This is a genomic window from Thermoactinospora rubra, from assembly GCF_002093975.1.
In the GTDB taxonomy this organism is placed as follows: Bacteria; Actinomycetota; Actinomycetes; order Streptosporangiales; family Streptosporangiaceae; genus Nonomuraea; species Nonomuraea rubra_A.
Genome location: NZ_KZ084331.1, coordinates 87,530 through 109,941, shown reverse-complemented (window position 1 = coordinate 109,941; position 22,412 = coordinate 87,530). Strand labels below are relative to the sequence as shown.

The following is a 22,412-nucleotide window of genomic DNA, read 5'->3' as shown; positions in this document are numbered from 1 at the left end:
GGACGTCGAAGTGGATGACCAGCGGTCGTAGGCTGGCAGCCAACGCAGTCTGTGGGAGGACCCCGTGCTCTGGGTAGCGATCGTCGCCCTGGTGATGACCGTCACGGCGGTCGCCGTCGCGGCTCGCCGCGCGCTGTTCCTGTACAAGCTGGCCACCGTGGGACCGCCCGCGCCCGAGCGGATCGAGTACGCCAAGACCCATCTGCCCGAGGAGCTCAAGGCCCAGCTCGTCGAGGTCTTCGGCCAGCGCAAGCTGCTGAAGTGGACGCCCTCGGGCGTGGCCCACTTCTTCGTGATGTGGGCGTTCTTCATCCTGCTCACGGTCTACATCGAGGCCTACGGCGCGATCATCCAGGGCGCGATCACCGGCCGGCCGAACTTCCACATCCCGCTCATCGGCAGATGGCCGGTGCTGGGCTTCCTGCAGGACTTCATCGCGGTGGCGTGCGTGCTGGGCCTGGTCGCCTTCGCCGTCATCCGCGTCATGAACTCGCCCAAGACCCACGGGCGCAAGTCGCGCTTCTCGGGCTCCCACCTGGGCGGCGCGTGGCTCGTCCTGTTCATGATCTTCAACATCATCTGGACGCTGTTCCTGGCCCGGGGCGCCGCGGCGGCCAACGGCAACCTGCCGTACTCCTCGGGCGCGTTCGTCTCCATCGCGCTCGGCGACGTGCTGCCCGCCGGCTCGCTGCTGGAGGAGATCGCGCTCCTGCTGCACATCGGCTTCATGCTGGTGTTCCTCATCATCGTGGTGAACTCCAAGCACCTGCACATCTTCACCGCGCCGATGAACGTGCTGTTCTCCCGCCGCCCCGACGCCCTGGGCGCGGCTCCCCAGATGCGCGTGGACGGCAAGCCGGTGGACTTCGAGGACGAGGACCTCGACCCCGAGAAGCTGGGCCGCGGCAAGATCGCCGACACCACGTGGAAGGGCTTCCTCGACTTCTACTCCTGCACCGAGTGCGGCCGCTGCCAGTCGCAGTGCCCGGCGTGGAACACCGACAAGCCGCTGTCGCCCAAGATGCTCATCCTCGACCAGCGCGACCACGCCTTCAAGGTCGCGCCGTACCTGCTGGGCGGCGACACCGGCCACGCCGGGCAGGACGTGCTGGCGCTGCTGGAGAAGCCCCTGGTCGGCGAGGACGGCGTCATCCACCCGGACGTGCTGTGGTCGTGCACCAACTGCGGCGCCTGCGTGGAGCAGTGCCCGGTCGACATCGAGCACATCGACCACATCATCGACATGCGCCGCTACCAGGTCATGGTCGAGTCGTCGTTCCCGTCCGAGGCGGGAGTGATGATCAAGAATCTGGAGAACAAGGCCAACCCGTGGGGCATGTCGGAGATGAAGCGGGCCGACTGGATCGAGGAGCTCGACTTCGAGGTCCCGCTGGTCGACGACAAGCTGCCCGAGGACACCGAGTACCTGTTCTGGGTGGGCTGCGCCGGGGCTCTCGAAGACCGCGCCAAGAAGACCACCAAGGCCGTCGCCGAGCTGCTCCACATCGCGGGCGTGAAGTTCGCCGTGCTGGGCCCGATGGAGGCCTGCACCGGCGACCCGGCCCGGCGCCTGGGCATGGAGTTCATCTTCGACATGCTCGCCAAGCAGAACATCGAGACGCTCAACGAGGTCGGCGCCAAGAAGATCGTGGCCACCTGCCCGCACTGCTTCAACACGCTCGCCAACGAGTACCCCCAGCTGGGCGGCCGCTTCGAGGTCGTGCACCACACGCAGCTGCTGGCCAAGCTGGTCGACGAGGGCAGGCTGGTGCCGGTCACGCCGATCGAGGAGAAGATCACCTACCACGACCCGTGCTTCCTCGGCCGCCACAACAAGGTCTACAGCCAGCCGCGCGACATCATGTCCAAGGTGCCCGGCGTGCAGGCCCAGGAGATGCACCGCCACAAGGACCGCGGCTTCTGCTGCGGCGCGGGCGGCGCGCGCATGTGGATGGAGGAGCGCATCGGCAAGCGCATCAACACCGAGCGCGTGGACGAGGCGCTGCTCACCGAGCCCGACACCGTCTCCACCGCCTGCCCGTTCTGCCTGGTGATGCTCGGCGACGCCATCAACGAGAAGAAGAACAACGGCGAGGCCAAGCAGTCGCTGGAAGTGGTGGACGTGGCCCAGCTTCTCATCCGGTCTGTCAAATCCTGACACAAAAGGATGTCAAGGACGAAACCCGGCATCCACATAACGGGAAAATCACGGTAACCTCAACGTCGCATAGCTTCAGTCGACGGGGAGGGAGCGTGGGATGCGCGTCGTCGTCACGGACGCGGAAGTCACCCTCGCCGATGTGCTCTCCCTGAGACTCTCGATGGACCAGCCCCTCCCGCACGGGACGGGGCTGGTGCTGAGGCACCGCACCACGGGCGTCGAGCGCGAGGTCACGCTGGGCCCGGTCGACACCGGCACGCTGGCGGTGTCGCTGGCGCCGCTGGAGCTCAGCGCCGGGCGGTGGGACGCCTACCTGCACCACGACGGCCGCCGCGTCCGGCTCAGGAGCGTCGACCCCGGCTTCTCGCTGGACCACCTCGACGCCTACGCGCTGTGCAGGCGCACCATGGCCTACCGCTCCTACCGCACGCGCAACGGCTACCTGGCCCTGAAGATCGCCGACGCCAGGCCGGCCGCCGAGGTCAGGGCCGTGTGGTTCCGCGAGGGCCGGTTCGAGGTCACCGGCCTGCTGGCCTACACCGGCCTGGCCGACGACGACTGCCGCCACGAGGCCAGGCTGGCCCTGCGCCGCAGGCAGGACGGCGCCGCGACGATCCGCACGCCCGCCACCGTGCAGGGCGTGCGCTTCCACGCCGCGGTCTCGCTGGTCGACATGGTCACCGAGGCCGGCACGTGGGAGCCGGCGCTGGAGGTGGAGGGCGTGGCCGCGCCGCTGCCGCTCAGCTCGCGCCTCGACGACGTCGACGGCAAGCGCCGCCGGCTGCACTATCCGGCCACCGAGGTGGACGGGGTGCCCGTCCGGCCCCGCTACACCGCCGACGACGAGCTGAGGATCGAGGTGGGCGGGTGAGGATCTCCTTGCTCCTTCCTTCCGCGTACGGCATGCGCGGCGACGTACGGGCCACGCTCAACCTGGCCAGCGCGCTGGCCGAGCGGCACGAGGTGGAGGTCGTCAGCGTCCGGCGGCACAAGGACAAGCCGTTCTTTCCGGTCGGTCCCGACATTGCGATGCGGTCGCTCATCGACGCCCGGCCGGGGGTGCGGCACCTCCTGCCACGGGGACAGCTGCGCGCCGAGATGGCGCTGTGGCGCATGCTGCGTGGCACCAAGAGTGACATTTTGCTGGCCATGCGGCCGGCCATCGCTGTCCAGATGGCCAGGTACGCTCCCCGCGGCACGCTCAAGATCGCCCGGGAGTGGGGGCGCCCCGCCGTACCGGGACCGGTGCGCAAGCACTACCCGCGGCTGGACGCGGTGGTGACGGCGACGGAGTCGGCCGGGGCCGAGTGGGAGCGGCTGCTGCCGCGCGGGCCCGGCGTGCACGTGGTGACCGACGCCCTGCCGCCCGGGCCGTGGCCGCGCTCCCGCATGGACAACCGGATCGTCGCGGCGGGCGGCCGGTGGGTGCCCGCCAAGGCCTACGACCGGCTGATCAGGGCGTTCGCCATCGTCGCCGACAAGCGTCCCGACTGGCGGCTGCGGCTGTACGGCTCGGGCCCCGAGGAGAACCGCCTGCGCGCCCTGGTCGCCGAGCTGGACCTGCACAACCACGTCTACTTCATGGGCACCACGCCCGACCTGGCGGGGGAGTTCGCCAAGGCGTCCATCGTGGCCACCACCGCGCGCTCGGACGACCTGGGCATGACCGTGCTGGAGGCCATGGGCTGCGGGGTGCCGGTGGTCGCCTACGAGGACGCCCGCGGGCCGGCGGAGTTCGTCGCCACCGGCTACAACGGCGTGCTGGTGCCCTCGGGCGACGGCGAGCCGGAACGCTTCGCCATGGCCCTGCTGGCGCTCATCGACGACGACCGGCGGCGGCGCTCGCTCGCGGCCGGGGCGAGGGAGACGGCCATGCGCCACTCGGCCGCCGACGTGTGCGAACAGTGGGACAAGCTGATCTCTTCGCTGCGCTGACGATACGGGTTACGGGTACTTTGGAACCATGCATGGGTACACCGGGGACAAGCAGGCGTATCTGACGCGGCTCAGGCGGATCGAAGGCCAGATCAGGGGCCTGCAGCGCATGGTGGAGGAGGACTCCTACTGCATCGACGTCCTCACCCAGATCTCGGCGGCGACCAGGGCGCTCCAGGCGGTCGCGCTCGGACTGCTGGAGGATCACATCTCGCACTGCGTCGCCGACGCCGTCAACGTGGGCGGCCCGGAGGCCGAGGCCAAGGTGAAGGAGGCCTCGGCGGCCATCGCGCGTCTCGTGCGGTCCTAGGGCCATAGGACTAGTCATGTCGGGCAACCGCTGTCCCGGACCCATGGGAGTCCGGGACTAGACATGCCCGGCCGGTCAATGACTGGCCGAAGTCCGCAATCCGAGCGCGTCGTCGAGCTCGTCCAAGGTCAGCCGTCGCTCGCTGACAGCGACGGCGGAGAGCACCTCGGCGTAGAGCTTAATCTCGTCCAACGCGACACGGTCATGGACCCGAGAGTCCAAGTCGTCGTGCCCCACCGCGTCGTCCTTCCTTCCGCAGCCCACACCCTCTTCGAGGTTACGGCGGGGGACCTTGCGGCGACATGGCCCATCGGGGTCATTCCTTTCCGCGCCGCCCTACCCCCACATGGATCATTTCCCGTTTCCGAGATCACAATTCGGCCAATTACCCGTTGTTTAGCGTGCAACAACGATAGAGGGGGAGTTAGGGAGAAATATCGTGATTAGTGGTTGACGCGGGGATCGTCGCGCTCATGGGCGATCTTCTCAGCGATCGCCGCCGGCCCCGCGAACCCGTTACCCGGCGTGTCGCACCCGGTGAGCGCGCACCACGCCAGCGCCGCCGCGTAGGCGGCCCCCAGCACCGCTGCCGCCGTCTCCCTGTCGGGCGGGTGCAGGTCGTGCAGCGCCGGATGCGGCTGCCGTACGGCATGCGCGGCGGTGTGGTGCTCGCCCGTCGGGCGCTCCGCGGCCCGGGGCTCGTCGTCCAGCGTCCAGGCGCCGGTGGGCAGCTCCCAGGAGGCGGTGTGGGCCGCCGTGTGGGCCGCTCCGGGGAGGTCGAGGGTGGCGGTAGCCGTACCGGCCTGGGGAGCCGGGAGGTGCGGGCGCGCGGCGGCCACGGCGACGCGGAGGCGGTGGTCCAGCCACGCGGGCATCCGGTCGTCGGGGTCGGGCAGCTCGGACAGGAAGGCGGCGGCGAAACGCAGCCGCTCCGGGTGGAAGGACAGCGCCTCCACCAGGTCGTAGACGGCGTGGCGGAACGCCTCCCCCGGCAGGCGCTCGGCCATGACGGCACGGTCGTACCGCGCCGGGCACCGGGCCAGCCATGCGTGCCGTACGGCGTCGTCGCCGTGCAGGGCCGCGCGGTCGTCGAGGTCGGGCCGGCGCAGCAGCGGCTCCAGCATGGCGGTCAGGGCCTCCGCTCGGGGCGAGAAGCGCGGGTCGGCGGCCAGGACGTGCGCGGTGTCGGCCATCAACGCGACCAGGCGGAGGGCGGCGCGGTGCTGCTCGGCCCGCACGCGCTCGGCGAACAGCGTCACCAGCGAGGACAGCGGCGGCGAGGGCAGCCAGCGGACCCAGTCGTCGCCCGGGAGCGGCCGGCCCAGGAACTCCCCGAAGATCGTCAGCAGCCGTTCGTTGCCGTCGAAGGCGGGCGCGTAGGCGCACCACACGATGGCGCCCCAGACGGCGGCCACGGTGCCGGGCACGTCGGAGGCGAACACGTCGGCGAAGGCGGTGAGCGGGTAGGTCTCGACCGGGCGGCGGCAGTTGGCGCGCAGCAGCAGGCGGACCTGCTCGGTGAGCGAGTCGGCGACGTCCGGGCCGACGAACGCCTGCGTCGAGGAGGGGACGGCCACGCAGTCCTGGCCGGAGGGGATCAGCGGCGCCGGCACCACGGTCGAGGCGTGCGGGATGCGGGCCGCGGGACGGCCCCGCGGCGGGGCGGCCAGGTGCCAGCGGCCGTCGGAGGGGTCCTGGAGGTACCAGCGGCCGTGCGCGCCGAACAGCCACCGGTCGCCGTCGTCGGTGAGCAGGATCCTGGCGGCCAGCGCCCTCGCGCGGTCCGCGGGCGCGAGCCCGGCCCAGCGGGGATCCAGGATCATGGCCCTCGCCTCGGCCTCGGCCTCGGCGAAGGGGTCCCAGCGATCCGGCATGGCGGCCATGGTACTTGCCGCCGCCGGGCGAGTTCCGGGCGAACTCCTCACGACAGCGGATTCTCCGCATTCCTCGCGGAGGCGGCGGAGTCCTTCGCGGAGGCGGCAGAATCGAAAGGTGCCGATCAGAAAGGTCCAGAAAGGTGCCGATCAGAGTGCCGACGCCTGCCGATGCCGCCGCGCCTTGGCGATGTAGTTGTCCGGCGTGCGGGCGAAGATCGCCCGGTCCTCGTCGGTCAGCTCGCGCACGATCCGGCCCGGCGTCCCGGCCACCAGCACTCCGGCCGGGATCTTCTTCCCCGGCCCCACCAGGGCTCCGGCGGCCACGAGCGTCCCCGCACCGATTCTCGCGCCCCCCAGGACGATCGCCCCGATGCCGATGAGGGCGCCCGACTCCACATACGCGCCGTGGACCATGGCCTTGTGGCCGAGGCTCACGCGAGGCTCCAGGACGGCCGGCTCGCCGGGGTCGGCGTGCAGGCAGCACAGGTCCTGGACGTTGCACTCCTCGCCGACCTCGACCGCCTCGTCGTCCCCGCGGAGCACCGAGCCGTACCAGACGCTCGCGTCCCGGCCGATCCGGACCTTTCCCACGACGGTCGCCCCCGGCGCTATGTACGCCTCGGGGTGGATGTCTGGGACGGCTCCGTTGTCCAGCGCTGCGATGTACACCCGCGACATGGTATTTCCTGACTCAGGTTATGGCGTTCCGGTTGCGGACTCGGGCAGATGGCAGGAAAGTCGTTTCCTGACGTCACGCAGTGACAACCCGCAGTGATCCTCCCGCCTCACGCTTTTAGGTACCCCTATGACGAACCAGCACGACAGCCTTCCAGAACTCATGCAAGAAGACCTGTTCGAAGTGGCCATCCGCGGCTACAACCGGCGTCAGGTCCACGACTACATGGTGCGGACGCGCAACCAGATCAGGGATCTGGAGGAGCGCCTGGCGCGGGCACTCGACCAGGCCGAGCAGAGCCGGCTGGAGCTGGCCGAGGCCCGCCGGCGCATGGTCGAGACCCCGCAGAGCTACGACGACCTGAGCCCCAGGCTCGCCCAGATCCTCAAGCTGGGCGAGGAGGAGGCGGCCGCCAAGCGGGCGGACGCCGAGGCGGAGGCGAACCGGCGGCTGGAGGCCGCCTCGGCCGAGGCGGAGCGCCTGGTCGGGTCGGCGCGGGAGACCGCGGACAGGATCCTCACCTCCGCGCAGGCGGAGGCCGAGCGCCGCGTGGGCGAGGCGACCGAGGCGGCGGAGCGCATGCTGGCCCAGGCGGGCGCCGACGCCGAGGAGACCCTCACCACGGCGCGCGCCGAGGCAGAGGAGGGGCTGCGTGAGGCCAGGGCCGAGGCGGACAGGGTGCTGACGGCGGCCCGGCTGGAGGCCGAGCAGCTGGTCGAGCGCGCCCGCGCCGAGGCCGAGACGGCGCTGGGCAACGCGCGCGCGGAGGCGGAGGCGACGCTGTCGTCGGCCCAGCAGCGGGCCAGCGCCCTGGACGAGCACACGGGGCGCCGGGTGTCGTTCCTGACCGAGACGCACGGCGAGGTCGTGCGCAGGCTAGGCGAGATCAGCACGGTGCTGGCCGACCTGATGGACAAGGAGGCCATGGCGGGACCGCTCGTGCCCAACCAGCCGCCGCTCGTGCCCAACCAGCCGCCGGTCGCGCCCGTGTCCGTCGAGGCGCCGCCCGCGCCGGTGCCCGCCGCGCCGCCCGGGCCGGAGGACGTGCGGGTCATCGTCGAGGACACCGAGCAGGACCCGGACGCCGCCGAGACGACCGCGGTGGTGGAGCGGGAGCGGGCCGAGGGCGATCGGGAGCCGTCCCGGGAGTCCGGGGACAACGGGGACGACACGGACGTCCACCTGGGGCGCTTGTCGCACACGTCGTAGGGTCCGGGTGTCGCCGGGGGCTTCGCCGTACACGCCCCCGGTTTCCCGCCCTGTAACGGCGCCTCCCGGACCTCCCTCGTTCCGCACCCGTGCGGGACGAGGGCCACGACGGTCGGGACCTGGTCGCCGGAGACGCCTCGTTCCGCACCCGTGCGGGACGAGGGTTCCGTACGGCGGGGCGGGCTCGTCCTCCCCTCATTCCCGCATCAGTACGGCGGTGAGGGTCCCGCACGGCGGGGTAGACCTACGGCGGACCCGAAGACAGCGAAGACAGCACAGAAAGGGCGGAAGCCCCCGCCCCCGATAGGGTCGGAGACTTCCGCGTGGGAGCCCGGTGCCGGAGCCGCCGAGACACTGGACCCGGCACCGGGCGTCTGTGGGCGGGCGGTGGAGCGGTCCACCGCCCGCTCAGGGCTCCGGGGCGCGTGCCCGCCTCTCCTGGTCGACGAGCTGCTCCCGCAGCGCGTCGGGATCGTCCGCGTCGATGGTCATCGCGCACCCCGCCTCGCGTTGCGCGGCGCTGAGCGGGTGATGCCTGGTCGCCCACCAGCGCCCCGCGTCGCTCCGCCAGATGGTCCAATGCGGGAACTCCCGGGCGATCTCCGCAAGATGCCGATCGAAGGACATCTCTCACCCTTCCGGGACCCGCCTCATGTCTGTCCTGCTCCCAGGAGACGGCACATCTCTAGAGAATTCAATGATCGCAAGGGACAGGTCAACCTATCGCTTGACATCCGGCCTTGAAGTAGGCGAGACCAAATGCCACTTATAGGTGTCCCGATACGGGGTCAGGCGTCGAAGTCGTACTGGAGGACGTAGGCGGCGGCGTCGAGGATCATCTCGTTCAGCTCCACGGGGATGCCGCGCGCGGTGTAGGCGGTTCGCAGGACGACGATGACGGGGGTGCCGCCGGGGAGGGAAAGGTCGTGCGCCTCGCGGGGCCGGGGCATCCGCGCCCGCACCTCCTCCGTGAAGTGCGCCGGGGCCTGGCCGAGATCGCCGAGTCTGGCGTAGACGCCGCCGGGTCCGGTGTCCTCCAGGGTGATCGCGCTGCCCTCGACGAGCTCGGCCGGGAAATAGGACGTGGCCAGCTGGACGGGCCGGTCGTCGACGGAGTACCGGCGCCGCCTGACCCACACGTCATGGGTGTCGAGCACGACGGCCGCCTCCCGGGGGGCGCGCTCGCGTGCCACCTCCACCCGGTCCACGATGAAGGGGCGGCCCCTGGTGTCGGCCTCCCAGATGGATCGTCCCTGGCCCCACTGTTCGCGGGACAGGCGGCGCGAGCCGTGCCGCCGGATGGGTTTGAACAGTCGCACGTAGACCCCCGAGCCTCGTTTCGGTACGGCCAGCCCTTCGTTGATCAACACCGAGAGCGCCTGCCGGGCGGTGGCTCGGGCGATCCCGTACTCGGACATGAGCGAGTTCTCTCCCGGCAGCCTGTCCCCGTCCCGCAGTTCGCCGGAGAGGATCTTGTCTCGGAGTTGGTCGGCGATTTGGCGGTAGATGGGGGGCTCGTGAGGTACCGGGGATTCAGACACGTTCGATCACCCTCTGTCACCAACCGGGTTTGGCGTCTCCAGAGAACTTGCCCCGTCTTGTCCACGATCGCACAGATACGCAGGTTGGTCCCGTGCTTCTTTTGAGTGGATCGTGCCCGTGTGGCGAGCTCCGGGGGTTTTCGCGGGCCGTTACCGTGGAACGGTCCGGACCGCTATCGGGAGGCCCACCAGCGCCGAGTAATCATCGCCGCGAGTACGGCTCCCGCCGCGTTGACGATCACGTCGTCGATCGAGGCGTGCCGGCCCAGGCGCATGCCGTACTGCAGGGCCTCGACGGAGGCCGACGCGAGGGCGGCGGCGAGGGCGACGCGCGCCGGGGAGGCGAAGCGCGGGGAGCGCACGGGGAGGAGCGCGCCGAGCGCGGCGAAGACCAGGAGATTGCCTCCGACCTGGGTCGACACCGTGGGCCACGAGGCCGTGGCGACCTGGCTCAGGTCCTGGAGGGGGACGAGGTTGGCGCTCGTCGGGCCGCCGCGGGGCGTGAGGATCATCCAGATCCAGGGGACGGTGCCGGTCAGGATGCCGATGTCGGCGACGGCCGTACGCATCGGGGCGGGATGGGATAGGCGGGCGCGGGCTCGGGCGAGCAGAACGGTCGCGACGGCGGCCAGCGGAAGGGACAGCAAGGCCGCGATGACGACATGTCCCCATAGGTCGAAAGTCCGTCCCACGCGGACATCCTGGGGTACGGGAAGGTGGCCCGCCAGACAGGGTGTGGGGAGAGCGTGTGCGGCTTTTGTGCAGCGCCCGCCGCCGGGTTGTCCACAGGAGGTGCGGGGCCAGGACCGGTTTTCCACAGCCGGGCCTCCGGGTGGTGCATCGAGGCCGTGCAGGAGAGAGGATGCTGCCAGGCGCTGCGAAGGAGGAGCGACGGTGTTGGAGCGGGTGCCCCACTTCATCGAGGGCGAGCAGGTCTTTGAGGGACCCACGTTCCCGGCCTACGATCCCGCCACCGGGGCCGAGATCCGCCGGGTGCACGAGGCCGACGCGGCCGTCGTCGACCGGGCGGTGCGCGCGGCGCGGCGGGCGGCTCCGGCCTGGGCCGCGCTGCCGGTCGCCGAGCGCGCCCGGTGGATGCGGCGGCTGGCCGACCGGATCGAGGAGAGGTTCGACGACCTGGTGGCCGTCGAGATCGCCGACACCGGCAAGCCGCTGGAGCAGACCCGCACGCTCGACATCCCGCGCGGCGCGGCCAACTTCCGCTCCTTCGCCGAGATCGCCGCGCAGCGCCCGGCCGAGGCCTTCCACCTGCCGGGCGTGCTGAGCTACACGATCCGCCGTCCCCTGGGCGTGGTCGCGGTCATCGTCCCGTGGAACCTGCCGTTCCTGCTCATGACGTGGAAGCTCGGCCCCGCCCTGGTCGCGGGCAACACCGTGGTGGTCAAACCGTCGGAGAACACTCCGGGCTCGGCCGCCCTGTTCGGCGAGATCTGCGCCGAGGTCGGGCTGCCGCCGGGCGTGGTCAACATCGTCCACGGGTACGGCAGGACCGGCCAGCTCCTGGTCGAGCACAGGGGCGTCGACGGGGTCACCTTCACCGGCTCCACCAGGACCGGATCGACGATCATGAAGTCGGTGGCCGACCGGGTCAAGCCGATCTCCTTCGAGCTGGGCGGCAAGAACGCCGGGCTGGTCTTCGCCGACGCCGACCTCGACCGCGCGGTGGCCGGGTCGGTCCGCTCGGTGTTCACCAACGGCGGCCAGGTGTGCCTGTGTACCGAGCGGCTCTACGTCGAGCGGCCGGTCTTCGAGGAGTTCGCGGCACGGCTGGCCCAGCGCGCCGCCGAGGTGACGCCACAGCCGATGATCAGCGCGCAGCACCGGGAGAAGGTGCTGTCCTACTACCGGCTCGCCCGCAAGGAGGGCGCGAAGGTCCTCACCGGCGGCGACGCCCTGCCCGGGCCCGGCTACTTCGTCGAGCCCACCGTCGTCACCGGCCTGCCCGAGGACTCCCGCTTCAACACCGAGGAGATCTTCGGCCCGGTGTGCCACATCGCCCCGTTCGACACCGAGGAGGAGGCGCTGGAGCTGGCCAACTCCAGCGAGTACGGCCTGGCCGCGACCCTGTGGACCACCAACCTCGACCGCGCCCACCGGGTCGCCCAGCGCCTGGAAGCCGGCCTGGTGTGGGTCAACACCTGGTACCTTCGCGATCTACGCACCCCGTTCGGCGGCGTCAAGCTCTCCGGCATCGGCCGCGAGGGCGGGACGCAGTCGCTGGACTTCTACTCCGAGCCCACCACGATCACCATGGAGCTCACATGACCGAGGGGAGCCCGATGGCGGCGCTGGCCACCCCGCGGGGCCGCTTCCCGCACGTCAGGCAGGCGGGCGACTTCCTGTTCGTCTCCGGGACGAGCGCGCGCAGGCCGGACAACACCATCGCCGGGGCCGAGGCCGACGAGTTCGGCACGACCGTCCTCGACATCAGGGTCCAGACCAGGGCCGTGATCGAGAACATCGGCGAGATCCTCAAGACGGCCGGGGCGTCGCTTGACGACCTGGTCCAGGTGACGACGTTCCTGGTGAACATGAACGACTTCAAGGGCTACAACGAGGTCTGGGCCGAGTTCTTCGACGAGACGGGACCCGCCCGCACCACCGTCGCGGTGCACCAGCTCCCGCACCCCCACCTGCTCATCGAGATGCAAGCCATCGCCCACAAGGAGCAAAGATGATCCCACCCATCGACTTCACCAAGTGGATCGACGACAACGCCCACCTGCTCAAGCCGCCCGTGGCCAACAAGGTGGTCTTCGAGCAGGCGGAGAACTTCATCGTCATGGTGGTGGGCGGCCCCAACCAGCGCACCGACTACCACGTGGACCCCTATGAGGAGCTGTTCTACCAGATCAAGGGGAACATGCACCTCAACGTGATCACTCCGGAGGGCCCCGACACGGTCCACATCCGCGAGGGCCAGATGTGGCTGCTGCCGGCCAACATGCCGCACTCGCCGCAGCGCGAGGCCGACTCCGTCGGCCTGGTGATCGAGCGCATCAGGGAGGAGGGCACGCTGGAGAAGTTCCAGTGGTACTGCCCGCAGTGCGCCAACAAGGTCCACGAGGTCGAGCTCCAGGTGCGCGACATCGTCAAGGACCTGCCTCCGGTCTTCGAGGCGTTCTACACCGACGAGAAGGCGCGCACCTGCGACAACTGCGGCACGGTCCACCCGGGCAAGGGCTGAATGGTCATCGACGTCCACACGCACTACGTGCCCCGGGGCTGGCCCGACCTGGGCTGGCCCGGGGCGCCGCGGCTGCGCGTGGAGTCCGAGCGCGAGGCGATGATCGTGGTGGCCGACCGCGACTTCCGCCGGATCCAGGACGACTGCTGGGACGCCGAGTGCCGCATCCACGCGATGGACGCCGACGGCGTCGACGCGCAGGTGGTCTCCCCGACGCCGGTGTTCTTCTGCTACGACCGGCCGGCGGCGCAGGCCGTCCACGTCGCGAAGATCTTCAACGACCTCGCGCTGGAGATCTGCGCGGACAACGAGCGGCTGATCCCGTTCTGCCAGGTGCCCCTCCAGGATCCCGACCTGGCCTGCGAGGAGCTCGACCGGTGCCGCCGGCAGGGCCACCGCGGCGTGGAGATCGGCAACCACGTCGGCGACCTCGACCTCGACCACGAGGGGGTCGTGCAGTTCCTCCAGCACTGCGCGGAGACCGGCACCCCGGTGTTCGTGCACCCGTGGGACATGCCCGACGGCCCCCGGGTCGGGCGCTGGATGGCCCGGTGGCTGGTCGGCATGCCCGCCGAGACCCACCTGTCGATCCTCGCGATGATCCTCGGCGGCGTCTTCGACCGGGTGCCGCGCACGCTTCGCATCTGCTTCGCCCACGGCGGCGGCTCCTTCGCGTTCTGGCTCGGCCGCCTGGAGAACGCCTGGCACCGCAGGCACGACGTCGTCGGCACCTCGCAGCACCCGCCCTCCCACTACCTGGACCGTTTCATGGTGGACTCGGTGGTGTTCGACGAGCGGGCCCTGCGGCTGCTCGTCGACACCCTGGGCGAGGACCGCGTGCTGCTGGGCTCCGACTTCCCCTATCCGCTGGGGGAGTCGCCGGTGGGACGGCTGGTGCGCGAGGCCGGCTTCCTGTCCGGCACGGCACGCGCGAAGATCCTCGGCGGCAACGCCCGCGCCTTCCTCGGAGCGAGCCCGTGATGCGCGCGACGCCTGCCCTCGTGGTGGTCCTCGTGCTGGCGATCGGCGGATGCGGCGGGGCGGCGACCCAGTTCGCGGCCGACGACTCCACGATCAGGGTGGGCGCGATCATCTCGCAGACGGGGGTCTACTCGGCGCTCGGCGACGACATGGAGGCGGCGATGCGCCTCTACCTGGAGGAGCGTGGCGGCAAGCTGGGCGGCAAGGAGGCCGAGCTGATCGTGGCCGACGACGCGGGCACCCCGGAGGCGGGGCGGGGATGGGCCCGCCAGCTGGCCGTCGAGCGCAGGGTCGACGTGGTCACCGGGCTGATCGCATCCCCGGTCGCCGTGGCCGTGGTCGAGGAGGCGCGGGCGCACCGGACGCCGGTGGTGATCGCCAACGCGGGGGCCGACGCGCTGGGCGGGCCTGGGGTCTTCCGGGTGTCGTACACCAACCACATGCACGGGTATGCGGCTGGGCGGTACGCGGCGGAGAGGTTCGGCAAGGAGGGCGCGGTGCTCATGGGCGCCGACTACTCGGCCGGACGGGAGACGCTGGAGGGGTTCGTCGAGGGGTACACGGATGCGGGCGGGTCGGCGCCGCTCAAGCGGATCCTCACGCCCTTCGGCAAGACGCTCAGCTTCGAGCCGTACCTCAGCCAGATCCCGGGGGAGGCGAAGTTCCTGTATGCGTTCTACGCGGGGGGTGAGGCCATCACGTTCGCGAAGAACTTCAAGAAGCTCGGATACGACCGCAAGATCGAGCTGCTGACGTGCCAGAACGTCACCGACGAGGATGTCGCGCAGGCGATCGGCCCCGACGCCGAGGGCATCGTCAGCGTGGGGCTCTACTCCCCGGTTCTGGACAACGCGGAGAACACGGCCTTCGTGGCGAAGTGGCGGAGCAGGACGGGGAAGAATCCGTCGACGGTGGCGGTGCAGAGCTGGGACGCGATGCAGCTCATCGACAAGGCGGCGGCGCTGGGCGGCGACCTGGGGGAGGCGCTCGCGAAGGTGACGGAGATCGCGAGCCCACGCGGGACGTTCGTCCTGGACGCGCAGACTCACAATCCGGTGCAGCCTTGGTACGCGCGTGAGTTCCAGGGCGGCGTCAACCGGGTGATCGCCACCATCCCCCCGAACACCACATAACCCAATCGCACCAGCCCGCCGACCTGCACCTGCCTCCGGTCTCACCCCGTCTTCAGGGAGCGAACTTCGCATGAGACGCTGGCCATCTCAGGGAGTCCGGCCGGACCCGAGCCCTGCGGATCCGGCGGTCGCGTGAAAAGAACGTGGAAGAAGGGGTGCCTGGGTGGTGGATCGTGAGGCCTGTGTCGCGATGGACGCGGAGGATCCGCTGCGCGACTTCCGGCAGGAGTTCGTGCTTCCCGACGGGGTCGTCTACCTGGTCGGCAACTCCCTGGGCGCGCTGCCGCGCCGTACCTCTGCCAGAGTGGCCAGGGCGGTCGAGGAGGAGTGGGGTCGGCAGCTGGTCGGCGGGTGGAACAGCGCCGGGTGGTACGCCCAGCCGCTCACGACGGGCGACCGGCTGGCGCCGCTGATCGGAGCCGGGCCCGGGCAGGTCGTCGTGGGCAACACCACGTCCATCGCCGTCTACCAGGCGGTGGCGGCGGCGCTGCGGCTGCGGCCGGACCGGAACGTGATCGTGGTGGACCGCACCAATTTTCCCACCGACAACTACATCGTCCACGAGCTCGGCGAGCTGCGCGACGTGAGCGAAGGGCGGTTCGAGGACGCGGCGGCGGTGCTGCTGTCGGAGGTCGACTACCGGACCGGAGCCCGCTACGACGTGCCGGAGATCACCGCGAAGGTGCAGGAGGCCGGAGCGCTGATGATCTGGGACGTGTGCCACAGCGTGGGCGCGATGCGGGTGGACGTCTCCCAGGCGGACTTCGCGGTGGGATGCACCTACAAGTACCTCAACGCAGGCCCGGGAGCGCCCGCCTTCCTCTACGTCAACCCACGCCACCACGCCGAGGCCAGCAACGTGCTGCCCGGGTGGTACAGCCACGCCGAGCCGTTCGCGTTCGAGCCCGATTACCGCCCGGCGGAGGGCATCAGGCGCTTCACGGTCAGCACGCCGCACGTGCTGTCGTTCGCGGCGCTGGAGGCCGCGCTGGACATCTGGGAGCGGGTGGACCTGGACCAGGTGCGCGCCAAGAGCATGGCGCTGACGTCGCTGTTCGTCGACCTCGTCGGCGACGCGCTGGAGCTGGCCTCGCCCCGGGACGCCGAGCGCCGCGGCAGCCAGGTGAGCTTCTTCCACGAGGACGGGTACCCGGTGATGCGCGCGCTGATCGACCGCGGCGTGCACGGCGACTTCCGCGCCCCCGACATCCTCCGCTTCGGGTTCGCGCCGCTGTACACGCGGTTCGTCGACGTCTACGACGCCGCCGCGACCCTGCACGAGGTGCTGGACAAGGAGCTCTGGCGGGACGAGCGGTACGCCCGGAGGCTCGCCGTCACCTGAACGCCAAGACCGTCACCTGAACACCAAGACCGTCACCTGGGCGTCGGCAAGCCTCACCCGCGCTCGTCCAGCTGCTTGACGGCTCGCTTGGGCGCCACGTTGCGGTAGCTCTCCTCCACCCAGTCGGCCAGCACCTCGAAGTCCGGCAGCTCGCTGGTGAAGGGCACCGTCACCCACCCCGCGCGGCCCAGGCCGTACCCGGTGGGCGCGGCGCCCTCCACGGTGAGCGCGTGGCCGTGGGCCTCGGAGGTGAGCTTCACCGAGAAGGACGGCGTCCACCTCGGGTCGGGCTCGTCGGCGCCCAGGAACAGGAAGATCTTCTTGCCCGCCTTGACGACCCGGTCGCCCTCCCACGGGCTGTCCTCCCAGGCCTCGGGCAGGCCGAGCGCGAACTCGCGCAGCCGCTCTCGCATGTCCATGCCGAGACGCTACCGCCACGAGGCGAGCTTGGCCTCGACCGCGTCACGGATGAGGTCGCGCGCCTCCAACCGCGGCACGCCGTCCATGAGCAGCCGGTCGTAGTCCGTGTCGAGGTGGCGGACCGACGCCACGACCGCCAGCGTGATCGCGGTCTCGTCGAGCGCCTTGGCGGCAGCCGTACGGCCGACCCTGCCGCTGCCGCGTTGCCCGGCATGGGCGGCGATCTCCTCGGCGCGCTCGCGGGGGCAGCGCGGGAACAGCCGCAGGATCTCCTCGGTCATCCGCGCCTGGAACTCCAGGTCCTCACCGGCTCGGCGCTCGCGGTCGCGTTCGCGGCGGCGGCGCCGTACCTCCTCGTCGGCCAGGCACTGCTCCTCGGCCAGAGCCAGCGCGGTCTGCTCCACCAGCGTGCCGATCCGCTGGTACACCTTCCGCCGCCGGTTGAAGCGGACCACCACGGCCGACAGCGTGCTCTCCTTCTTGGCCCGCCGGGTCAGCGCCGCGTCGCCGCTCGGCAGGAAGACGAGGTGGTCCATGTCCGCGCAGGTCAGGCAGGACGGCTCGGCGCCCTCCATGATCAGGTAGGGCCCGGTGTCCCCGCATACGGCACACGTCCACGGCTTGTCGGGCGACACGACGACCAGGTCGGGCGCCTTGCTGTGCCGCTCGGTCAGCTGCCTGACGCGGGCCGGGGTCAGCTCGGGCGACATCCAGTGCACGCGGAACGGCTCCTGGTCGCCGCCGTCCGTGAACCGCAGCGGCCGCCGCTCCCTGCTGCTCGACAGGTACGGCACGGCCACCGGGGTGAGGCCCCTGGCCTCGGCCCACTCGCGCAGGATCGCGGCGGCGTCGAGGAGGCGGTCCTCGCGCACGTCGGCCAGCTCGGCGAGGGTGGCGACGCGGCCCTGCCGCCAGGTGTCGACGTGCCGCGAGTGCAGCCAGCGCAGGCCGGTGACCACGTCCAGGAAGGTGACGTACTTGTGGGCGGCGAGGGCGATCTCGGCCGCGTCCGCGACGCGCTTTCTGAGGCTGGACACAGGCATAGCCTGCCGGATCCGCCGCGCGGGCGACGGGCCGAACGGCATCGGGCGGTGTGCCGCGACCCGTCGCCCGCGCGGACCTTGGAGAGCCCGCGCGGGCCCTTGGCGAGTCCTTGGGCGAGTCCCTTGGCGAGGGGGAGTCAGCTGCCGCAGTGCTCGAACGGGCTGTCGTAGGCGTACGAGCCGGCCTTGCCGCCCCACCTGACGCACTTGCCCGGCGCGGAGGCCCGCACGGGGCCCGCGTAGTAGCCGTAGTTCCCGCTGTCGGTGATCCGCGTGCTGCCCTGGACCTCGAGGTAGGCGGTCGTCGCGGTCGGCGTGCCGAGCGAGGTCCTCTTCAGCGTGACCACGCAGTTGTAGCCGTTGGAGTTGTTGTACAGCAGGTAGACCGTCCCGGCCGTGCCGAGGGCGGCGGAGTCGACGACGCCGTAGCCGCTGCCGCAGACCTGCTGGGGCGTGTAGGGGTTGCCGCCCTGGCCGCAGTTGTTCGACGTCACCGTCTGGATGGGGTAGCCGAAGGTCACGCCGTTGAAGACGGCCTTCTGGATGTTGCTGGGGTAGTCGCTGCCGAGCCGTACCTCGTAGTGCAGGTGGGCGCTGATGTTGTTGCCGGGCTTGCTGGTCTTGCCGACCGTGCCGATCCGCTGGCCCTGGGTGACGGACTGGCCGACGCTGACGTTCCGCTCGTTCAGGTGGGCGTAGTAGGTGGCCCAGCCGCCGCCGTGGTCGATCTTGACGAGGTTGCCGAAGCCGTTGGCGGAGCCCTGGTGGGCGGAGATGACCACGGTGCCGGCGGCCGCCGCGACGACCGGGTCGCCGAGGTCGGCGTCGGGGGAGCTGCCGCGGTTGAAGTCGATCTCCCAGGACCGGTGCGCGCTGCTGGCGCTGGAGTTGCCGGTCCAGGTCTGGCCGCAGGGGAAGGGCAGCTGGAAGTTGGTGGCCAGGATCGCGGCCTCCTCCGACTCGGGGACGGGGTCGGCTGCGGCCGCGCCGGCGGTGCCGAGGGCGAGTAACACCGCCAGGCCGATGGCTCTGAACTTCATGGGGGGTTCCCTTCGCGGTGGGTGTTTCACCTCAAAGGTGAGGACAAGTCGCACACAGAACGTCCAAACTCGATACAGGCGGCTGTCAGGGCTCCGAGGAGGCGCGGTGCTCACCTTCCACGTGCTCGGACCTCTCGAGGTGCGCTCCGGCGGGCGGCCGGTGCGGATCTGCGGCGGGAAGCCGCGCATGCTGCTGGCGACGCTCCTGCTGGAGGCGGGGCACGTGGTTCCGGTCGACCGGCTGGTGGAGGTGCTGTGGCCGGAGCGCCCGCCGCCGTCCGCGCAGGCGAACATCAGGACGTACGTCAGCTCGCTGCGCTCCGACCTCGGCGCCGATCTGATCCGGGCGCGGGGCGCGGGCTACGTGATCGAGGTGGCCGACGACGCGCTCGACCTGCGGATGTTCGAGCGCCTGGCGGAGCGGGCGGAGGACCTGGCGGCGGCGCTGCGGCTGTGGCGCGGGGCTCCGCTGGCCGACCTGCCCGGCAGCCCGCTGTGGGAGCGCCGGCTCGGGCGGCTGCACGACTTACGGCTGAGCGCGGCGGAGCGGTTGACGGACGCGCTCATGGAGTGGGGCGACCACGCCGCGGCGGTCCGCGAGCTGCGGGCGCTGGTGGAGGAGCATCCCTTCCGCGAGGACCTGTGGCAGCGGCTCATGGTGGCGCTGCACCGCTGCGGCAGGAAGGCCGAGGCGCTGCGGGCCTACCGGGAGCTGCGCGAGCAGCTGGTCAGCGAGCTGGGGGTCGAGCCGGGGGCGGGGGTACGGCGAGCGCTGCAGGAGATCCTGGCGGACGAGCCGGGCGAGTCGGGGGAGCCGAGGCGGCCGGGCGAGTCGCGGGAACTGGAACAGCCGGGCGGCGCGAGGTCTCCGGCTCACCCGTCAGGCCCCGCCGCACCGCCCCGGCAGCCAGCCGTACGGCCAGGGCAGCTCGCCGTATCGCCAGGGCAGCCAGCCGTACCACCCGGGCACCTTGCCGTGCCGCGACCGCAGCCTGCCGTACTGCCTCGGCAGTTGCCGCCCGACATTCCCGACTTCACCGGACGGGACGCGGCGCTCGCCGCCCTCGTCCGCGGCTCACCGCTCACGGTGATCACCGGCCCACCCGGCGTAGGCAAGACCGCGCTCGCCGTGCACGGCGCCCACCTGCTCAAGGAGCGCCACCCCGGTGGCCAGATATACCTCGTGCTCGGCCGCCGCGACCCCTCCGACGTGCTGGCCGAGCTGCTCGTGAGCCTGGGCGTGCAGCCGCCGCCGAGCCGCCACGGGCGCGCGGGCCTGGCCAGGTCGCTGCTGGCCGAACGCCCGGCGCTGCTCGTCCTCGACGACGCCCGGGACGCCGAGCAGGTCCGCCGGCTGCTCCCGGGGAACGGCGACTGCACGGTGATCGTGACCAGCCGCCGCCGGATCACCGAGCTTCCCGGAGCCCTCCGGCTGCACCTCGACGCGCTCACCCCGGAGGAGGGCCTGGAGCTGCTGCGGGCGATCCTGGGCGAGGAGCGGGTCGCCCGCGAGCCGGAAGCCGCCCGCGCGATCGTGGATGCCTGCGCGGGGCTCCCGCTCGCGATCAGGGACGCGGGCGCCCGCCTGCTGGCCCGCCCCACGTGGCCGCTGGCCGTCCTGATGGAACGGCTGGCCGACGGCGGGTCCGCGGCGCTGGGGAAGGTCCGCGAACGCCTCGCCGACGCCCTGCGCCACGTGCCGCGTGAGGCGGCGAAGGCCCTGCCCACGCTGGGCGCCCTCGGCACCCGCACGTTGCCCGGCTGGCTGGTGGCGGCCGTGCTCGATCGCCCGAATGCGCTCGATCAGGCGGGCGCGCTCGACCTGCTGGACCGGCTCGTCGACGCCCACCTGCTCGACCCGGCCGAGACCGGGCCGGGCGGCCAGCCGCGGTACCGCATCCCCGAGCCCGTCCGGCACTTCGCGGTCACGGAGCAGCCCGACCGCGCGGCCCTGGCCAGGGTCCTGGCCGCCTGGACCGCCGCCACCGAGCACGTCACCACCCGGTTGCCCGCCAACGTCTTCACCTTCCCGTCCGCCGCCCCGCGACAGGGGGTGCCCGAATACACCCTGTCCCGCCTGGCCGCCGACCCGCTGGGCTGGTTCGAGGCCGAGCACGAGCTGCTGGTGGACTCGGTACGGCTGGCCGCCTCGCAGGGCCTGGCGGGCCCGGCCTGGGCGCTCGCGGCGGCCATGGTGCCGTACTGCGACCTGCGCTGCCACTTCGGCGCCTGGCGCGAGACGCACCGCGCCGCGCTGTCGGCCGCGCGGCGGGCGGGGGACGAGTACGGCCAGGCGGCGATGCTCCGCGGGCTCGGTCAGGTGTGCCTCTACCAGGACCGGTACGGCGAGGCCGCCACGCTCTTCGGCGACGCTCGCCGGATATTTCGGGATCTGGGGGATGTGCGGGGTGAGGCGGCGGCCGTCTGCGGTCTCGGCGCGGTCAGCCAGTTCCACGGCCGGCCCGCCGACGCGCTGCGGCACTTCCGCCGGGCGCTGGGCATGTTCCGCACGCTCGGCGACCGGGCCGGCGAGGCCTACGCGCGGCAGGCGATCGGGCGGGTGCTCCTCGGCACGGGCGACCTGGAGCGGGCCTCGACGTCGCTCACCAGGGCCATGCGGCTGGCCAGGGAGCTGGCGGACCCGCATCGCGAGGGCTGCGTGTCCGTCCAGGTGGGAAGGCTCCATCAGCTGCGTTCCGAGCCCGAGGAGGCGATGCGGTCGCAGGAGCGGGCCCTGGACCTCTTCGACGCGCTGGGCGACCGCCACTGCGGCGCGTACGCGATGCAGGGCCTGGCCCGCCTCCAGGCCGCACGCGGCGAGTGGACGCTCGCGTCCGCGCGGCTCGAACGCTCCTGCGCGATCTTCAAGCAGCTGGGCGACCGCAGCGGCGAGGCGTCGGCCACGCAGATGCTGGGCGAGCTGCTGCTCAGCGCCGGGCGTCCCGGCCAGGCGCGCGGCTACCTGGAGCGGGCGAGCGCCCTGCGCCGCCAGCTGTGAACTCCCCCGAGGCGACGACCAGGTCGTCGGTGTAGCGGAAGTGGCCGCGCCCGCCCCGGTAGACCCAGGCACGGGTGTCCTTCCAGCCGTCGCCGTCCCTGAACCGCACGAGGCAGGCGACCCGCTCGTAGAGTCCCGACGCGGTGCCTTCGAGCCGGTCGAGCCGCGCGAGCGCCGGGGTGTAGCCGGCCTCGTCGAGGATCATCAGCTCGCCGGTCACCTCGTCGCGAGGGTCGGGCGACGGGGCGACGTAGGGCAGGCCGCTGACGTAGAGGCGGTGCCCGGGGAGCCGGGCGTCGTACTCGGCGACGGTGTGGCGGCGCAGCAGCGGGTAGTTCGCACCGCCGCGCCGCAGCGTGCCGTACACGAAGACCCCGAGACGCTCCATGGCACCAGCCAACCACGGGATGAAGGGCATGCTCGCCGTACTCCGGTGGCTCGCCGACGGCCAGCCCTGGCTTCAGGGGTTGAGGATCAAGGGGGTGTTGGTGAGGTGAGGGTTGACGGCCAGGGAGGGGGGTGGGTGGGTTGGAGGACA

21 protein-coding genes are annotated in these 22,412 nt (G+C 71.5%); 12 read left to right on the top strand and 9 right to left on the bottom strand.

Annotated features, from left to right (window positions below; all coding sequences use genetic code 11):
* The first annotated feature begins 64 nt into the window (after window positions 1-64).
* From BSB02_RS11580 to BSB02_RS11565, 4 genes are all read left to right on the top strand, one after another.
* Window positions 65-2,158: a (Fe-S)-binding protein gene (locus BSB02_RS11580; protein WP_084958747.1), complete on the top strand. Its 2,094-nt coding sequence runs from the start codon at window positions 65-67 to the stop codon at window positions 2,156-2,158.
* Window positions 2,159-2,258: 100 nt separating this feature from the next.
* Window positions 2,259-3,032, top strand: coding sequence for a hypothetical protein (locus BSB02_RS11575; RefSeq protein ID WP_084958746.1), 774 nt, complete (start codon window positions 2,259-2,261; stop codon window positions 3,030-3,032).
* Window positions 3,029-4,096, top strand: a complete 1,068-nt coding sequence (locus tag BSB02_RS11570) for a glycosyltransferase (RefSeq protein WP_084958745.1) — start codon at window positions 3,029-3,031, stop codon at window positions 4,094-4,096. The genes BSB02_RS11575 and BSB02_RS11570 overlap by 4 nt, the downstream gene beginning before the upstream one ends.
* Before the next feature lie 28 nt (window positions 4,097-4,124).
* A complete protein-coding gene (locus BSB02_RS11565) occupies window positions 4,125-4,406 on the top strand; it encodes a metal-sensitive transcriptional regulator (protein WP_084958744.1) in 282 nt (93 codons plus the stop codon).
* A gap of 443 nt (window positions 4,407-4,849) precedes the next feature.
* On the opposite strand, the gene BSB02_RS11560 is transcribed toward BSB02_RS11565, so the two are convergent.
* Window positions 4,850-6,280: a hypothetical protein gene (locus tag BSB02_RS11560; protein ID WP_143590504.1), complete on the bottom strand. Its 1,431-nt coding sequence runs from the start codon at window positions 6,278-6,280 to the stop codon at window positions 4,850-4,852.
* A 150-nt stretch (window positions 6,281-6,430) separates the two neighbouring features.
* A complete protein-coding gene (locus BSB02_RS11555) occupies window positions 6,431-6,952 on the bottom strand; it encodes a gamma carbonic anhydrase family protein (protein WP_420855844.1) in 522 nt (173 codons plus the stop codon).
* A gap of 169 nt (window positions 6,953-7,121) precedes the next feature.
* Here BSB02_RS11555 and BSB02_RS11550 point away from each other — a divergent pair, with 169 nt between their 5' ends.
* Window positions 7,122-8,168: an ATP synthase F0 subunit B gene (locus BSB02_RS11550; RefSeq protein ID WP_143590502.1), complete on the top strand. Its 1,047-nt coding sequence runs from the start codon at window positions 7,122-7,124 to the stop codon at window positions 8,166-8,168.
* A gap of 408 nt (window positions 8,169-8,576) precedes the next feature.
* Here the strand turns inward: BSB02_RS11550 and BSB02_RS11545 are convergent, their stop codons facing one another.
* From BSB02_RS11545 to BSB02_RS11535, 3 genes are all read right to left on the bottom strand, one after another.
* The gene (locus BSB02_RS11545) at window positions 8,577-8,795 is read right to left on the bottom strand and encodes a hypothetical protein (RefSeq protein ID WP_084958741.1); all 219 of its coding nucleotides are present in this window, start codon (window positions 8,793-8,795) and stop codon (window positions 8,577-8,579) included.
* Window positions 8,796-8,956: 161 nt separating this feature from the next.
* Window positions 8,957-9,709: a GntR family transcriptional regulator gene (locus BSB02_RS11540; protein WP_084958740.1), complete on the bottom strand. Its 753-nt coding sequence runs from the start codon at window positions 9,707-9,709 to the stop codon at window positions 8,957-8,959.
* Window positions 9,710-9,882: 173 nt separating this feature from the next.
* The gene (locus tag BSB02_RS11535; RefSeq protein ID WP_169729382.1) at window positions 9,883-10,401 is read right to left on the bottom strand and encodes a VanZ family protein; all 519 of its coding nucleotides are present in this window, start codon (window positions 10,399-10,401) and stop codon (window positions 9,883-9,885) included.
* Between the two features lie 202 nt (window positions 10,402-10,603).
* Here BSB02_RS11535 and BSB02_RS11530 point away from each other — a divergent pair, with 202 nt between their 5' ends.
* The 6 genes from BSB02_RS11530 (at window position 10,604) to BSB02_RS11505 (ending at window position 16,373) form a co-directional block, all read left to right on the top strand.
* On the top strand, window positions 10,604-11,995 hold the full coding sequence (locus BSB02_RS11530; protein ID WP_240506364.1) for an aldehyde dehydrogenase family protein: 1,392 nt from the start codon (window positions 10,604-10,606) through the stop codon (window positions 11,993-11,995).
* Window positions 11,992-12,408, top strand: a complete 417-nt coding sequence (locus BSB02_RS11525; RefSeq protein WP_084958739.1) for a RidA family protein — start codon at window positions 11,992-11,994, stop codon at window positions 12,406-12,408. Before BSB02_RS11530 ends, BSB02_RS11525 begins: the two co-directional genes overlap by 4 nt.
* Window positions 12,405-12,917, top strand: coding sequence for a 3-hydroxyanthranilate 3,4-dioxygenase (locus BSB02_RS11520; RefSeq protein ID WP_084958738.1), 513 nt, complete (start codon window positions 12,405-12,407; stop codon window positions 12,915-12,917). Before BSB02_RS11525 ends, BSB02_RS11520 begins: the two co-directional genes overlap by 4 nt.
* On the top strand, window positions 12,918-13,898 hold the full coding sequence (locus BSB02_RS11515) for an amidohydrolase family protein (protein WP_084958737.1): 981 nt from the start codon (window positions 12,918-12,920) through the stop codon (window positions 13,896-13,898).
* Window positions 13,898-15,031 (top strand): ABC transporter substrate-binding protein, encoded by a 1,134-nt coding sequence (locus BSB02_RS11510; RefSeq protein ID WP_084958736.1) that lies wholly within the window; start codon window positions 13,898-13,900, stop codon window positions 15,029-15,031. The genes BSB02_RS11515 and BSB02_RS11510 overlap by 1 nt, the downstream gene beginning before the upstream one ends.
* Window positions 15,032-15,221: 190 nt before the next feature.
* Window positions 15,222-16,373 carry a kynureninase gene (locus tag BSB02_RS11505; protein WP_084958735.1) on the top strand — a complete coding sequence of 384 codons (1,152 nt, stop codon included), beginning with the start codon at window positions 15,222-15,224 and terminating at the stop codon, window positions 16,371-16,373.
* 53 nt (window positions 16,374-16,426) lie between these two features.
* On the opposite strand, the gene BSB02_RS11500 is transcribed toward BSB02_RS11505, so the two are convergent.
* From BSB02_RS11500 to BSB02_RS11490, 3 genes are all read right to left on the bottom strand, one after another.
* Window positions 16,427-16,792, bottom strand: coding sequence for an MmcQ/YjbR family DNA-binding protein (locus BSB02_RS11500; RefSeq protein ID WP_084958734.1), 366 nt, complete (start codon window positions 16,790-16,792; stop codon window positions 16,427-16,429).
* 9 nt (window positions 16,793-16,801) lie between these two features.
* Complete coding sequence (locus BSB02_RS11495; protein ID WP_420855843.1) at window positions 16,802-17,830, bottom strand: DUF2293 domain-containing protein; 1,029 nt, start codon at window positions 17,828-17,830, stop codon at window positions 16,802-16,804.
* A 143-nt stretch (window positions 17,831-17,973) separates the two neighbouring features.
* On the bottom strand, window positions 17,974-18,876 hold the full coding sequence (locus BSB02_RS11490) for a M23 family metallopeptidase (protein WP_084958732.1): 903 nt from the start codon (window positions 18,874-18,876) through the stop codon (window positions 17,974-17,976).
* A 106-nt stretch (window positions 18,877-18,982) separates the two neighbouring features.
* Here BSB02_RS11490 and BSB02_RS11485 point away from each other — a divergent pair, with 106 nt between their 5' ends.
* Window positions 18,983-21,874, top strand: coding sequence for an AfsR/SARP family transcriptional regulator (locus tag BSB02_RS11485; protein WP_158088606.1), 2,892 nt, complete (start codon window positions 18,983-18,985; stop codon window positions 21,872-21,874).
* Here the strand turns inward: BSB02_RS11485 and BSB02_RS11480 are convergent.
* Window positions 21,804-22,262: a gamma-glutamylcyclotransferase family protein gene (locus BSB02_RS11480; protein ID WP_158088605.1), complete on the bottom strand. Its 459-nt coding sequence runs from the start codon at window positions 22,260-22,262 to the stop codon at window positions 21,804-21,806. The genes BSB02_RS11485 and BSB02_RS11480 overlap by 71 nt on opposite strands.
* Window positions 22,263-22,412 lie beyond the last annotated feature (150 nt).

What these genes read in the sequence shown, in the direction of transcription:
- BSB02_RS11575 (WP_084958746.1), top strand. Translation starts at nt 2,259, where the DNA reads ATGCGCGTCGTCGTCACGGACGCGGAAGTCACCCTCGCCGATGTGCTC.
- BSB02_RS11480 (WP_158088605.1), bottom strand. Translation starts at nt 22,262, where the DNA reads ATGGAGCGTCTCGGGGTCTTCGTGTACGGCACGCTGCGGCGCGGCGGT.
- BSB02_RS11545 (WP_084958741.1), bottom strand. Translation starts at nt 8,795, where the DNA reads ATGTCCTTCGATCGGCATCTTGCGGAGATCGCCCGGGAGTTCCCGCAT.
- BSB02_RS11550 (WP_143590502.1), top strand. Translation starts at nt 7,122, where the DNA reads ATGCAAGAAGACCTGTTCGAAGTGGCCATCCGCGGCTACAACCGGCGT.
- BSB02_RS11525 (WP_084958739.1), top strand. Translation starts at nt 11,992, where the DNA reads ATGACCGAGGGGAGCCCGATGGCGGCGCTGGCCACCCCGCGGGGCCGC.
- BSB02_RS11560 (WP_143590504.1), bottom strand. Translation starts at nt 6,280, where the DNA reads ATGCCGGATCGCTGGGACCCCTTCGCCGAGGCCGAGGCCGAGGCGAGG.
- BSB02_RS11505 (WP_084958735.1), top strand. Translation starts at nt 15,222, where the DNA reads ATGGACGCGGAGGATCCGCTGCGCGACTTCCGGCAGGAGTTCGTGCTT.
- BSB02_RS11515 (WP_084958737.1), top strand. Translation starts at nt 12,918, where the DNA reads ATGGTCATCGACGTCCACACGCACTACGTGCCCCGGGGCTGGCCCGAC.
- BSB02_RS11565 (WP_084958744.1), top strand. Translation starts at nt 4,125, where the DNA reads ATGCATGGGTACACCGGGGACAAGCAGGCGTATCTGACGCGGCTCAGG.
- BSB02_RS11510 (WP_084958736.1), top strand. Translation starts at nt 13,898, where the DNA reads ATGCGCGCGACGCCTGCCCTCGTGGTGGTCCTCGTGCTGGCGATCGGC.
- BSB02_RS11500 (WP_084958734.1), bottom strand. Translation starts at nt 16,792, where the DNA reads ATGGACATGCGAGAGCGGCTGCGCGAGTTCGCGCTCGGCCTGCCCGAG.
- BSB02_RS11490 (WP_084958732.1), bottom strand. Translation starts at nt 18,876, where the DNA reads ATGAAGTTCAGAGCCATCGGCCTGGCGGTGTTACTCGCCCTCGGCACC.
- BSB02_RS11520 (WP_084958738.1), top strand. Translation starts at nt 12,405, where the DNA reads ATGATCCCACCCATCGACTTCACCAAGTGGATCGACGACAACGCCCAC.